Here is a 13,310-nt window from a genome sequence, read left to right as displayed (position 1 = left end):
TTTTTTAAATTCTCCGCCGACCACCTATAAAAACAAAATCCGGGCAACACTCTCCCCCTCCCCGACCGGCGGGAGGCCTCAGGACGGACGTCTCAGGAGCGGCGGAGACCGGCGGACGTCAGGAGCCGACCGCGTGCACGCCGCCGTCGACGTGCACGATCTCACCGGTCGTGGCGGGGAACCAGTCCGACATCAGCGCCAGGCACGCCTTGGCGGCGGGCACGGTGTCGTTCAGGTCCCAGCCGAGCGGCGCCTTCTCGGGCCAGCTGTCCTCGAACTCGGCGAAGCCCGGAATGCTCTTGGCCGCCATGGTGCGCAGCGGCCCCGCGGCCACCAGGTTGACGCGGATCCCGTGCTTGCCGAGGTCGCGGGCCAGGTAGCGGGAGCAGGACTCGAGACCGGCCTTGGCCACGCCCATCCAGTCGTAGACGGGCCAGGCCCTGCTCGCGTCGAAGTCGAGCCCGACGACCGAGCCGCCCTCCTTCATCAGGGGCAGGCAGGCGACGGCCAGGGACTTGAACGAGTAGGTCGAGATGTGCAGGGCGGTCGACACGTCCTCCCACGAGGTGTTGAGGAAGTTTCCGCCGAGGCAGCTCTGCGGGGCGAAGCCGATGGAGTGCACCACGCCGTCGAGGCCCTCCAGGTGCTCACCGACCCGGTCGGCCAGCGAGTCGAGGTGCTCGGTGTTCTGCACGTCCAGCTCGATCACCGGCGGCGGCTCCGGCAGCCGCTTGGCGATGCGCTCGACCAGGCTGAGCCTGCCGAACCCGGTCAGCACGACGCGCGCGCCCTCCTGCTGGGCCAGCTTGGCCACGGAGAAGGCGATGGAGGCGTCGGTCAGGACGCCGGTGACCAGGATGCGCTTGCCTTCGAGGATTCCCATTGTCAGTGCCCCATTCCCAGGCCGCCGTCGACGGGGATCACGGCCCCGGTGATGTAGGCGGCGTCCTCACCCGCCAGGAACCTGACCACGCGCGCGATCTCCTCCGTGCTCGCGTAGCGGCCCAGCGGGATGCTCTTGCGGATCTGCTCCTGGTAGGCCTCGTCGAGCTCGGCCGTCATGTCGGTCTCCACGAAGCCCGGGGCGACCACGTTGACCGTGATGCCCCGCGAGCCCAGCTCCCGGGCCACCGACCTGGCGAAGCCGATCAGTCCCGCCTTGGAGGCGGCGTAGTTGCTCTGCCCCGCAGAGCCGAGCATGCCCACCACCGAGGAGATCAGCACGATCCTGCCGCGCTTGAGCTTGAGCATGCCGCGCGTGGCGCGCTTGGCCACCCGGTAGGCGCCGGTCAGGTTGGTGTCGATGACGTCGGTGAAGGTCTCCTCCTTCATCATCGGCAGCAGCGTGTCCTTGGTGATGCCCGCGTTGGCGACGAGCACCTCGACCGGGCCGTGCTCGGCCTCGACCTTCCCGAACGCCGCGTCGACGTCGGCCGTGCTGGTCACATCGCACCGCACGCCGAACAGTCCCTCAGGGGGCTGTCCGGAACGGTAGGTCACGGCGACGGCGTCACCGGCCTTGGCGAGTTCGCGGGCGATCGCGAGGCCGATGCCGCGATTGCCGCCGGTTACGAGAACAGATCGAGCCATGAACCCGACGGTATCGGCTACCCGGGGGTAAACCTCTTGTCCGTGAGGGACAAGATCACAGGGCTAGGATCGTTGACATGCGCCAGATCGATCCCGACTTCCTCGCCCTGCCCATGAGGCGGCTGGCGGACGCGGCCCTGCAGCGCGCCCGTGACCTCGGCGCCGAGCATGCCGACTTCCGGTTCGAGCGCATCCGGGCGGAGACTCTGCGCCTGTCGGACGCCCGTCTCGAGGGCTCCAGCGACGCCGACGACCTGGGCTACGCCGTACGGGTCGTCAAGGACGGCACGTGGGGGTTCGCGGCCGGCGTCGAGCTCACCGCCGAGGCGGCCGTGCGGGTCGCCGAGCAGGCGATCGAGGTGGCCGTCGTCTCCGCGCCGGTCAACCGCGAGCCCGTCGAGCTGGCCCCCGAGCCGGTCCACTCCGGGGTCACCTGGGTCTCCGCCTACGACGTCGACCCGTTCGAGGTCCCGATGCGCGACAAGGTCGCCCTGCTCGCCGACTGGTCGGAGGGGCTGCTGAGGGACGCGCGGGTCGACCACGTCCAGGCCTCGCTGATGCAGGTCAAGGAGCAGAAGTTCTACGCCGACACGGCGGGCACCTCGACCGTCCAGCAGCGGGTGCGCGTGCATCCCCAGCTGGAGGCGATGAAGGCCGAGGGCGACCGCTTCGAGTCGATGCGCACGCTCGCCCCGCCGGCCGGCCGGGGCTACGAGTATCTCACCGGCACCGCCTGGGACTTCCCCGGCGAGCTGGCCCGCATCCCCGAGCACCTCGCGGAGAAGCTCGGGGCCCCCTCGGTCGAGGCCGGACGCTACGACCTGGTCGTCGACCCGTCGAACCTGTGGCTGACGATCCACGAGTCCATCGGGCACGCCACCGAACTGGACCGTGCCCTCGGCTACGAGGCGGCCTACGCCGGGACCAGCTTCGCCACCTTCGACCTGCTCGGCACGCTGGTGTACGGCTCGCCGCTGATGAACGTCGTCGGCGACCGCACGACGGAGCACGGCCTGGCGACGATCGGCTACGACGACGAGGGCGTCGCGACCAGACGGTTCGACATCGTCTCCGGCGGCCTCCTGGTGGGCTACCAGCTCGACCGGAGGATGGCGCTGCTGAAGGGGCTCGGCGCCTCCAACGGCTGCGCCTTCGCCGACTCCCCGGGCCACACGCCGATCCAGCGCATGGCCAACGTCTCGCTGCTGCCCGCCCCCGGCGGCCCGTCCACCTCGGACCTCATCTCCGGTGTGGAGCGCGGCATCTACGTCGTGGGCGACAAGAGCTGGTCCATCGACATGCAGAGGTCGAACTTCCAGTTCACCGCGCAACGGTTTTACAAGATTGAGAACGGCAGGCTCGCCGGCCAGCTCCGCGACGTCGCCTACCAGGCCACGACCACCGACTTCTGGCGGTCGATGACGGCCGTCGGCGGCCCGCAGACCTATGTGCTGGGCGGTGCGTTCAACTGCGGCAAGGGCCAGCCCGGCCAGGTCGCCCCGGTCAGCCACGGCTGCCCGTCGGCGCTCTTCCGCGACGTGCGCGTTCTCAACACCCTGCAGGAGAGTGGCAAGTGAGCGAACGAGGCGGCAGCGGGATGAGTCCCCAGGAAATCATCGAAAGAGCCCTGGAGCTGTCCACGGCCGACGACACCGTCGTGATCGTGGACGAGAGCTCCAGCGCCAACCTGCGGTTCGCGGGCAACACGCTCACCACCAACGGCGTGACCCGCTCGGCGCAGCTCACCGTGATCTCGATCGCGGGGCGCGGGGTCGGCGTGGTCTCACGGGCGGCGGTCCGCCCCGAGCAGCTCGCCGACATCGTCGCGGCGGCCGACCACGCGGCCGAGGACGCGCAGCCGTCCGAGGACGCCAGGCCGATGGTCGAGGGCACCGGCTGCGCGGACTGGGACCTGCCCGCCGAGCCCACCTCCATCGGGGTGTTCGGCACGTTCGCCCCGGCGCTCGGAGAGGCGTTCGCCGCCGCCGAGGCGGGAGGGCGCAGGCTGTACGGCTTCGCCGAGCAGATCGTGACCACCACCTTCGTCGGCACCTCGGCGGGCGTCCGGCTCCGCCACACCCAGCCGACGGGACGCCTGGAGCTCAACGCCAAGTCGTCCGACATGAGGCGCTCCGCGTGGGCGGGCGTGGCCACCCGGGACTTCTCCGACGTGGACGTGGCGGCGCTGGACTCCTCGCTGGCCCGGCGCCTGGAGTGGGCCAGGAGGCGCGTCGACCTGCCCGCGGGCCGATACGAGACGCTGCTGCCGCCGACGGCCGTGGCCGATCTGATGATCTACCTGTACTGGACGGCCGGGGCCAGGGACGCGCTGGAGGGCCGCACGGTCTTCTCCAGGCCCGGGGGCGGCACCCGCGCCGGGGAGAGCCTCTCCCCCCTTCCGGTCCGCCTGCACAGCGATCCCGCGGCGCCGGGCGTCGAGTGCGCGCCGTTCGTGGTCGCGCACGCCTCCAGCAGGCAGAGCTCGGTGTTCGACAACGGCATGCCGCTGGCGCCGACCGACTGGATCTCCGGGGGGACGCTGACGCACCTGCTGCAGACCAGGCACACGGCGGAGCTGACCGGTCTGCCGGTGACCCCGGCGATAGACAACCTGATCATGTCGGGGCCCGAGGGCGGCCGATCCCTGGAGGAGATGATCGCCTCGACCGAGCGGGGCCTGCTGCTCACCTGCCTGTGGTACATCCGCGAGGTGGACCCGCAGAGCCTGCTGCTGACCGGGCTCACCCGCGACGGCGTCTACCTGGTGGAGAACGGCGAGGTCGTGGGCGAGGTGAACAACTTCCGCTTCAACGAGAGCCCGGTCGACCTGCTCGGCCGCCTCACCGAGATCGGGGCGGCCGAGCAGACCCTGCCCCGCGAATGGAACGACTACTTCACCCGCGCCGTCATGCCCCCGATCAGGGTGCCCGACTTCAACATGTCGACGGTCAGCCAGGCCAGTTAGGCAGGTCAGACCTGCCGGATAGGTCAATCGGGCCTGTCCGGCACCGTGCGGCACCGTGCGGCGGCCCGACGTCCCGGTCAGGTGTCCTCGAGGCGGAAGCCGACCTTCATGCCGACCTGGAAGTGCCCGATCTCGCCGTCGACGATGTGCCCTCTGACCTCGGTCACCTCGAACCAGTCGAGGTGACGCAGGGTCTGCGAGGCGCGCCGGACACCGTTGCGAACAGCCGCCTCGATGCTCTCCCCCGACGTGCCCACTATCTCGGTCACCCGGTACGTACGATCCGTCATCGCGTCCTCCTTGCCGAGGAGGCCATGGTCGCACGCACTTTCACACCCGCCGGAGGCGAGGTCTAGGTTGGAGGTGTGAAGAGATGGCGCAGACGGCACACGGTCCACCAGGTGACCGACGCGCAACCGTCGCTGAGCGAGGACATCGGTAAGCGCGAGAAAAACTATCTCATCAAGATGGGCATCCGGCTGGTATGCCTGATTCTCGCCTTCACCGTGCCCGCTCCGCTGCCCGTGCGGCTGCTGCTCTTCGCCGGGGCGATCTTTTTGCCATACGTTGCCGTAATCGGGGCCAACGCCCCGCAACGTGGAGCTCCGAGTGCGTTTGACGTTACAGACAGCAGCCAGAACGAGATTCCACGCCACCGACGCGAGATCGGGTCGTGACTAACTCTTGACGCATCTCAGGGGTTGGAGGTGTACGCTTTAAGCAAGTGCCCTGGTCCCCCGTCGGGGCACTGGTGCCGGCGTTCCGGGCCCCCGTCGGAACGCCGATGAAGCGACGCCGGGTGGTTTGCCCCCGTAACCACCCGGCGTCGCCCTTTCTCCGGGCTTACGCCGATCACCCAGGATACCGTCGGCCCTACTCGCCGGCTCCGGCAGTCCTCTCCCACTCCTGCGCCAGCGCGACCACCCGCTCGAGCGCGTCCTGCGGCGCCGAGCCCGCCCCCTGGGCCAGGCCCAGCACGTACGCCGTCAGCGGCGCCGCCGGGCGGGCCACCCCGTGGGCGACTTCCTTGGTCAGGTCGAGCAGGGCGTCCCGGTCGACGGTCGCGGGGTCGACTCCCAGTTCCCGGCAGACCAGCTCGATCCACTCCGCCAGCACGTTCACCGTTCGCTCCTCGTCTGTGATCACGGCCGCCGGAGGTCTCTCCGCCGGCGTTCACTCCTGTGCCCGCGCGCCGGGCTCGCCGTCCCTGGCGCGCCGCAGGTCCTCCTGCGTGTCGCAATCGAACCACGGCGCCCCGGGAAGATGGAGCCCGGCGGGGTTCAGCGGGGCGAGCAGCCCGTGCAACGACCGTCCCTCGTAGCCCGCCAGCGCCCGGACGAGCTCCGCCGTACGCCAGACTCCGGCGAGCCACTGCTCCCGGCCGCCGTCGTCGACGAGCACCGCCCCCGCCCCCGGCGAGGCGGCCTCCAGCAGCGCCGCCACGTGCCCGGCGGCCAGGAAGGGCAGGTCCCCGGCGAGCAGCGCCACCCACGGGGCGCCCACCCCGGTCATGCCCGCCCGCAGCGCGGGCACCGGTCCTCCGCCGGGCGGGTCCTCCCGCACGAAGACGGCCCGGGGCAGCCCGGGCCGGGGCGGCCCGACGACGATCAGCCTCTCCGCGCCGGGTACGGCCGCCGCCACCCGCTCGACCAGCGGGCGCCCGCCGACCTCCAGGCCGGGCTTGTCCCGCCCGCCGAGTCTCCTGGCGAGGCCGCCCGCCAGGATGCACGCGTCGTGGCGGGCGGTCATCCGCCGATGGCGGACATCGGGCGGGACGGCTGCAGGAAGGACGGGTCGTCGATGCCGTGCCCGGCCTTCTTGGTCCGTACCGCGGCCAGCCAGCGCTCGGCGAGCTCGTCGTCGCCCGCCCCCGAACGCATCGCGGTCCGCAGGTCCGACTCGTCGGTGGCGAACAGGCAGTTGCGGACCTGGCCGTCCGCGGTGAGCCGCACCCGGTCGCAGGCGCCACAGAAGGGCCGGGTCACCGAGCCGATCACCCCGACCCGGGCCGGGCCGCCCCCGACCAGGAACAGCTCGGCCGGGGCGCTGCCACGTTCCACGGGGTCGTCTCCGGTCAGGTCGAAGTCCTCCCGCAGCCGAGCGAGGATCTCGTCGGCCGTGATCATGTTCTCCCTGCGCCAGCCGTGCTGGGCGTCCAGTGGCATCTGCTCGATGAAGCGGAGCTCGTATCCCCGCTCCAGGCAGTAGCGCAGCAGCGGCACGGCCTCGTTGTCGTTGATCCCGCGCATCAGCACCGCGTTGACCTTGACCGGGCGCAGGCCCGCGGCGTCGGCGGCGGCCAGGCCCTCGAGCACGTCGGCCAGCCGGTCGCGGTGGGCGAGCGCGACGAATGTCTCCCGGTCGAGGGTGTCGAGGGAGACGTTCACCCGGTACAGGCCCGCCTCCGCGAGGGGCGCGGCGAGCCGGGCCAATCCGATGCCGTTGGTGGTGAGCGAGACCTGGGGCACGGGCCGCAGCGCCGCGGTACGGGCCACGATGTCCACCAGCTCGCGGCGGAGCAGCGGCTCGCCGCCGGTGTAGCGGACCTCGGTGACGCCCAGCCGCTCCACGGCGACGGTCACCAGCCGGACGATCTCGTCGGCGGTCAGCAGGTCGGGCTTGGGGAGCCAGTCGAGGCCCTCGGGCGGCATGCAGTACGAACACCGCAGGTTGCAGCGGTCCGTGAGGGACACCCGCAGATCAGTCGCCACCCGGCCGAACGAGTCTCGCAGCATGGGGCGTCACCTCCTCACATCCGTCGTGGCAGGGAGCCAGCCTAAGGCCGTCCTTCGCCGGACCCGAAAACCAGGCTCCCCTTCGGCGACAACATCATCACCGGGAGGTTGATTCCTGAAAGACACCGCCCGTCCCGTTCCGTGCCGTTCCGGGTCCGCCTCCCGTCCCCTCGGGGTGACCTCGGCGCGCGGGAGCGAGTGCTCCGGATCGCCATCGGCCCGGCGAAAACGCATATAAATCCCAGAAACCACGTAGGTGATTCATGGATATATGTCTAATTATCGCATAACGCTTTGGTGCCAAGATCCGCCGTGTCATGGAAAGCATGGGGAGCACGCTCATAATCCGTATCGACAACCTCCGCAGCGTGAAGGGAGCCGGACCCGCATGAGCCTGGTACCGGACAAACGCATACGCGGGCTTATCCTCGCGGCGCCCCTGCTCATGATCATTCCCTGCGCGCCCGTCCACGCGGCCGGTCACCCTTCCGGCCTGCTCACGGGGCCGTCCTCCGTGGCGGACGGCGAGCACATCCCGGGTCTCCGGCGCGGGCCCGGGCTCGCGAAGAGCACCGCGGACACGATCCCGCAAACACGCTCTCCGGAAACGGCAAATGAATCACGCACTAAACCCCTGAGGCGGTTCGCCCTTTTTCCCGGGGAACCGGAGAGGGCGCACACTTTTTCGGTGAATCGGGCATCCGTGAGGGCCGCCGTATCGGCCACGGACGGCACGGCCGCGGACGGCACGGCCGAAACCGGCGGCCGGAACCGCGGGGACGCCGCGCCGGGACGCTTCGCGACGGTGACGGCGAGCGCCTGGGCGCGCTCGGGCACGCGGCACGGCCCCCCGGGCGCCCCCGCGCGAGGCGCCGGGAGCGACGAGGACGCCATCCAGACGGTGCCGTTCCTCGTCGGCTCGTCGGTGATCCTCCTGGCCGTCGTCCTGGTGTTCCGCGGGACACTGGACGCCGACCGGCGGCTGGAGAGATCCAGAAGGTACCGCCTGCGCCAGCGGCTGGAACGTTCGACGGACGGGCGGGTCCAGCCGGCCCGCGGCGGTGAGGAGCGGCCCGGCCTCGACACACCGGAGCACGAGGCCGGCCCCGGGACCTGCCCGGATCCCACGACCTGACGTCGGCCCGGCACCCACGCCCCCGAGGCCGGGGAGGACCCGGGGACGCCTTCCGGAACACCGCGCGCCACAACCGCCGCACAGCCACCGCACAGCCACCGCACAGCCACCGCACGGCGCACCGTTGCCGCCGCGCCCGGGGCGCTCCGCCCCGGGCGCGCGAGACCGGTCCGGCCCGCCTCAGCCCTTGACGCAGACGAGCTGCCGCAGGTGGGCCACCACCTCCACCAGGTCGGTCTGCGCCGCCATGACCGACCGGATGTCCTTGTAGGCTCCCGGGATCTCGTCGATCACCCCGCTGTCCTTGCGGCACTCGACGCCGTCGGTCTGCGCCCTGAAGTCCTCCAGCGTGAAGGTCTTCTTGGCCTTGTTGCGGCTCATCCGGCGGCCGGCCCCGTGCGAGGCCGAGTTGAACGCCTCCGCGTTCCCCAGGCCCTTCACGATGTAGGTGCCGGTCGCCATCGAGCCGGGGATGATGCCGAACTCGCCGGATCCCGCGCGGATCGCGCCCTTGCGGGTGACGAGGACGTCCACGCCGTCGTAGCTCTCCTCGGCGACGTAGTTGTGGTGGCAGGAGATCGGCGTCTCGAAGGCGATCCCCCGCAGGTGCCGCCGCAGGACGTCGCACACCAGGGCCATCATGATCGACCGGTTGCGCCGCGCGTAGTCCTGCGCCCAGAACAGGTCCCTGCGGTAGGCGTCCATCTGCGGCGTGCCGCCGACGAACACCGCGAGGTCGCGGTCGGGCAGGTCCTGGTTGTGCGGCAGCCGCTGGGCCTGCCCGATGTGGAACTCGGCCAGTTCCTTGCCGATGTTGCGCGACCCGGAGTGCAGCACGACCCAGACCGCGCCCTCGTCGTCGGCGCAGATCTCCAGGAAGTGGTTGCCGCCGCCCAGGGTGCCCATCTGGACCTCGGCACGCTCCCTCCTGGCGTGCACCGCCGGGGCCAGGGTCTCGAAGTCCTTCCAGAAGCCCGCCCAGTCGGCGGTCTTGAACCCGTGCAGCCTGGCCGGATCGACCGGCGTCTTGTGGTGCCCGAATCCGACGGGGACGGCCTGCTCCAGCTTCGAGCGCAGGTACCCCAGGTTGTCGGGCAGGTTCTCCGCCCTGAAGGAGGTCTTCACCGCGGTCATCCCGCACCCGATGTCGACGCCGACCGCCGCGGGTGAGACCGCGTCGCGCATCGCGATGACCGAACCGACCGTCGCGCCCTTTCCGTGGTGCACGTCCGGCATCACCGCGACACCGTGCACCCACGGCAGGTTGGCGACGTTGCGCAGCTGCTGCATCACGTTCGGCTCGACTTCGGCGGGATCGGCCCACATGCGGATTGGCGCGCGGCCCCCCACCACCTCGTTGTACGTCATCGCCGCTTCGCCTCCCTCCAACCGGGCCTGAGCCGGATCTCCGCCGGCCCAGGTGGCCGGCGACGTCAATGACGCCAGAACCCACTGCCGCCCCGCAACCGAATTAAGATCGCCGGCGCGCCCCGGCCGGGCGGGGCGGGCCGCTTCCCGAGGCACCTTCCCGGTCCCGCCCCGGATCACTCCCCCGGATCACGCCCGCGGATCACGCCCGCGGATCACGGCGTGAGACGCGGCGGGCGCACGGCGGCCACGTCGTGGCCGAAGGCGACCAGCAGGACGCCTCCCGGGGCCCAGGCGAGCGCGTGGACCCGCTCGGGGAAGAGCGCAGGGAGCCCCAGCGGCCCGCGGGTGCGCAGGTCCCAGAGCCGTACCTGCCCGTATGCCCCCTTGTTGGAACCGGTGGCGAGGACGGGCAGCCCGTCCAGCTCGGTCGCCGCGAGCGCGCACACCTCCTCCGCCTCGACCGGCGGGTGCAGCTGCCGCCGGGTGCGCAGCTCCCAGATCCGCACTGGGCCGCCGCCCGCGCCGGCCACGGCGACCTGCTCGCCGTCCAGCGCCGCGATCGTCACCGCGCCGATCTCTCCGACCCCGCCGGCCGGGCGCTCGGGCGCCGGGCACAGCCGCTCGCCGGCCCGCACGTCCCACAGACCGACCGATCCGGCGCGGTCGCCGGTGAAGGCGACCAGAACGCCGTCCAGCTCGGTGACGGCCACCTCGGGGGTGCCCGCGAAGGGACCGAGGGGAGGGCCCAGCGGCGGGCCGCCGTGGAGAGCGTGCAGGGTCATCCTCCGGTCCTCGCCCACCAGGACGCGGACGCTCCGCTCCCCCCGCACCGGATCCACCGGCTCCAACAGGTCCAGCGGGTCCAGCGGCTGCCCGGTCAGCGCGTCACGGGTCCGCACGCCACCCCGCTCGTCCCTGCTCACCACCGCCGTACGGCCGCCGCCCACCACCACCGCCAGCTCGCGCGCCTGGGCGGTGTGGCCGGGGAGCGGGCTGCCGGGCAGCCGGTCCGCCTCGACGTCCCACACCCGGATCCGGCCGTCGGAACCGCCGGTGACGACGACCGCCCTGCCGTCGCACACCGCCGGGTGGACGCCCCAGGACAGAGCGGCGTACGGGATCGGCGGCCCCGACGGCTCGCCGGTGCCGGGACCGTACAGTCGCAGGCCCCCCTCGCACTCGGCGGCGACCCCGCACCAGGCGGGCGGCGGGACCGGCCCCTCGGCGGGGATGAACGGACCGCCCGCGCGCAGCCACCAGATCCGCCTGCCGCCCTTGCCGTGGGTGGTGACGACGACCGCCCGGCCGTTGCGGACGGCCGTGGCGGCGTGCACCGCGTCGGTGCCGAGCAGCGGGGGGCAGATCTCGTCACCGGTGAGGAGGTCGCGTGCCTCGACCACACGGTCCCAGCCGGTGGTGACGACCACCGCGCGCCCGTCGACGACCGCGGTGGCCACGCCGGTCAGGCCCGCGGCGTGGCCGGTCGGGATCGAGCCCACGTGCTCCCCCGTCTCCGCGTCCCACATCTCGACCCTGGGCGTGCCCGCTCCGGGGTCCCGGCCGTCCGCGACCACGACGGGGCGCCCCGCCGGCCGGGCCACGGCCACGGAGGTGAGGCAGGGGGGCGGGCCCGGCGGTACGAGCCGCCTGCCGACGCGTTCACCGGTGCGGATGTCGCGCAACGACGCCGTGTCCCTGCCTCCGGCCACCACGAGCGTCCGGCCGCCCGCCGTGACCACCGCCTCGGCCGAGGCTCCCCACGAGGTCTCCGGCCACGCCAGCCGCAGGCGGCCGTCCACCCGCGCCCCCGTCGCCCACAGCGGGTGCCATCCCGGCCGGTCCGGGGCCAGGGCGGCCAGCAGGCCGGTGGCCCCCCATCGGGCGGAGTCCAGGCTGAGCAGCCACCTGCGCTCGCCGGGGCGGGTCGCGTGCGCGTCGAGGGAGGTGCGGTAGACGGCCGCCTCAAGCCTGGCCTGCGGGCTGCCCGCCCGGTCCAGCAGGGGGGCCAGGGTGCGCGGGTCGGCGTGCAGCAGCGTGTCCAGATCCCACGGTCGGGCGTCGGGCATGGGCTCCCTGATCGGTCTTTCTGACGGGTACGGCGGATCGGCGGCGGACGCCGGTGCGGGCACGTGCGAGTTCATGCGAGTGCGTGCGCCTCCGTGTGGACGTGGGCGGGCCGGTGGACGTGCGCGTGACTCCACCCGGAGGTGGGGTGGGATCCGTGAGATCCTGCCCTGCCCGTCGTTCCCCGGCAAGGACGAACAATGCCCGCGACCGCGAAAGGCGGTGCGCCCGGCGCGGCTCCCCCGCTCAGGGGCCCGCGACGGGCGCCGTGATCGCGCCTCCCCTGGCGAGCAGCAGCACGACGGCGACCCCGGCGACGGCGACGGCCGCGGCGAAGGGCATCCGCGGCGACCGGCCGCCCAGCAGCAGGCCGGCCGAGGCGAGCGCGGCCGCCGAGGCGAGCGCGGCCCATCCCCACGGCCCCGGCGGCGCGGGCGGCCCGAAGACGAGCAGCCCGGTCGCCAGGAGCAGCGGCAGCGGGACCAGCGCGCGCACGCGGGCGGCGCCGAGCCGTTGCGGCCAGCCCCTGACCCCGGTGGCGAGATCGGCGGGGATGTCGGGCAGCACGTTGGCCAGATGCGCCCCGCAGCCGAGCAGAGCTGCCGCCAGGACCGCCCACCAGGCGGGCAGCGGCGCGCCCGGCAGGCCGAGGGTCACGAACGGCGGCAGGACGCCGAATCCCACGACGTACGGCAGCCACGACCAGACGGTGGCCTTCAGCCCGAGGTCGTAGGCCCAGGCCGCGGCGACGCCGGCCAGGTGGACGGTCCCCGCCGCGAGCCCGGAGGCCAGGGAGAGCGGCACGCAGAGCGCGAGGGCCGCGAAGGCCGCGCCCCACACCGTCCCGGCGTCCAGCGTGCCGTCGGCGACCGGCTTGCCGGTACGGCCCGCCGCGGCGTCCCTGCCCGCGTCGACCGCGTCGTTGCACCAGCCGATCGAGAGCTGCCCCGTCAGCACGGCGGCGGCCACCAGGGCGCACCCGGCCGCGTCGCGCCCGCAGGCCACGGCCAGGGCCGTCACCATGACGGTGACCGCCGCGGTCGGCTCCGGATGGCAGGCCCGCGCCAGCGCGACGGCGACGTTCCCGGCTCCCCGGCTCCGGCCCCGCGCCGCCTCCCGTGTCCGCCCCCGCCCCCGCTGTCGGCTCGTCACGGAACCGATGCTAAGGCCTGTTCGCGGATCTTCGCCGTGACGAGGGCCGGCCGGATGGATGCGCCGCGAGGCGGATGGGCTAGCGGCGGAGTCACGGGCGGCCCGGCCCCGGGTCCCCGCGGCGAGCGCGGAGCTCGCACGGCGTTTTCGCGGGGTGGGCGGCAACGCGGCGGAGCACCGTCCGGGCGACCGCGACAAGAATCCACAAAACAGGCCATAAGCAGAACAGGGGTTCCGGGGAGCTTCTCAGGGGGCTCTCAGGAAGCATGCCCTACGCTCAGGCGGGCAAAAGGCAGGT

The 13,310-nt window shown here is 72.5% G+C and carries 13 protein-coding genes; 4 read left to right on the top strand and 9 right to left on the bottom strand.

Annotation, left to right across the window (positions count from 1 at the left end):
* Positions 1–118 precede the first annotated feature (118 nt).
* Entirely contained in the window at positions 119–883 is a 765-nt protein-coding gene (gene fabI, locus AB0N02_RS21150) for an enoyl-ACP reductase FabI (protein WP_363948974.1), read from the bottom strand.
* A 2-nt stretch (positions 884–885) separates the two neighbouring features.
* On the bottom strand, positions 886–1,590 hold the full coding sequence (locus AB0N02_RS21145) for a beta-ketoacyl-ACP reductase (protein ID WP_363948972.1): 705 nt from the start codon (positions 1,588–1,590) through the stop codon (positions 886–888).
* A 77-nt stretch (positions 1,591–1,667) separates the two neighbouring features.
* Between AB0N02_RS21145 and AB0N02_RS21140 the strand changes: the two genes are divergently transcribed.
* Complete coding sequence (locus AB0N02_RS21140) at positions 1,668–3,167, top strand: TldD/PmbA family protein (protein WP_363948970.1); 1,500 nt, start codon at positions 1,668–1,670, stop codon at positions 3,165–3,167.
* 20 nt (positions 3,168–3,187) lie between these two features.
* On the top strand, positions 3,188–4,555 hold the full coding sequence (locus AB0N02_RS21135) for a metallopeptidase TldD-related protein (RefSeq protein ID WP_363948968.1): 1,368 nt from the start codon (positions 3,188–3,190) through the stop codon (positions 4,553–4,555).
* 77 nt (positions 4,556–4,632) lie between these two features.
* Here the strand turns inward: AB0N02_RS21135 and AB0N02_RS21130 are convergent, their stop codons facing one another.
* Complete coding sequence (locus AB0N02_RS21130) at positions 4,633–4,845, bottom strand: dodecin (protein ID WP_363948967.1); 213 nt, start codon at positions 4,843–4,845, stop codon at positions 4,633–4,635.
* A 111-nt stretch (positions 4,846–4,956) separates the two neighbouring features.
* On the opposite strand from AB0N02_RS21130, the gene AB0N02_RS21125 reads away from it, so the two are divergent.
* Positions 4,957–5,232, top strand: coding sequence for a DUF3099 domain-containing protein (locus AB0N02_RS21125; protein ID WP_363948965.1), 276 nt, complete (start codon positions 4,957–4,959; stop codon positions 5,230–5,232).
* Between the two features lie 196 nt (positions 5,233–5,428).
* On the opposite strand, the gene AB0N02_RS21120 is transcribed toward AB0N02_RS21125, so the two are convergent.
* From AB0N02_RS21120 to moaA, 3 genes are read right to left on the bottom strand one after another with little or no spacing between them, the layout of a single operon-like run.
* Entirely contained in the window at positions 5,429–5,677 is a 249-nt protein-coding gene (locus AB0N02_RS21120) for a DUF6457 domain-containing protein (protein WP_363948963.1), read from the bottom strand.
* A 51-nt stretch (positions 5,678–5,728) separates the two neighbouring features.
* Complete coding sequence (locus AB0N02_RS21115; protein ID WP_363948960.1) at positions 5,729–6,304, bottom strand: molybdenum cofactor guanylyltransferase; 576 nt, start codon at positions 6,302–6,304, stop codon at positions 5,729–5,731.
* Positions 6,301–7,290, bottom strand: coding sequence for a GTP 3',8-cyclase MoaA (moaA, locus tag AB0N02_RS21110; protein WP_363948957.1), 990 nt, complete (start codon positions 7,288–7,290; stop codon positions 6,301–6,303). Before moaA ends, AB0N02_RS21115 begins: the two co-directional genes overlap by 4 nt.
* Before the next feature lie 688 nt (positions 7,291–7,978).
* On the opposite strand from moaA, the gene AB0N02_RS21105 reads away from it, so the two are divergent.
* Positions 7,979–8,425, top strand: coding sequence for a hypothetical protein (locus AB0N02_RS21105; protein ID WP_363948954.1), 447 nt, complete (start codon positions 7,979–7,981; stop codon positions 8,423–8,425).
* Between the two features lie 180 nt (positions 8,426–8,605).
* Here AB0N02_RS21105 and AB0N02_RS21100 read toward each other — a convergent pair whose 3' ends face one another.
* The 3 genes from AB0N02_RS21100 to AB0N02_RS21090 form a co-directional block, all read right to left on the bottom strand.
* On the bottom strand, positions 8,606–9,793 hold the full coding sequence (locus AB0N02_RS21100; protein WP_363948951.1) for an RtcB family protein: 1,188 nt from the start codon (positions 9,791–9,793) through the stop codon (positions 8,606–8,608).
* A 215-nt stretch (positions 9,794–10,008) separates the two neighbouring features.
* The gene (locus AB0N02_RS21095) at positions 10,009–11,862 is read right to left on the bottom strand and encodes a WD40 repeat domain-containing protein (protein ID WP_363948949.1); all 1,854 of its coding nucleotides are present in this window, start codon (positions 11,860–11,862) and stop codon (positions 10,009–10,011) included.
* A gap of 244 nt (positions 11,863–12,106) precedes the next feature.
* Positions 12,107–13,012, bottom strand: a complete 906-nt coding sequence (locus AB0N02_RS21090; protein ID WP_363948947.1) for a UbiA family prenyltransferase — start codon at positions 13,010–13,012, stop codon at positions 12,107–12,109.
* Positions 13,013–13,310: the final 298 nt, after the last annotated feature.

The organism is Streptosporangium sp. NPDC051022, assembly GCF_040683035.1.
GTDB lineage: Bacteria > Actinomycetota > Actinomycetes > Streptosporangiales > Streptosporangiaceae > Streptosporangium.
Note: the sequence above shows the minus strand (reverse complement) of the source record. Positions and strands in the feature narration are given on the sequence as shown.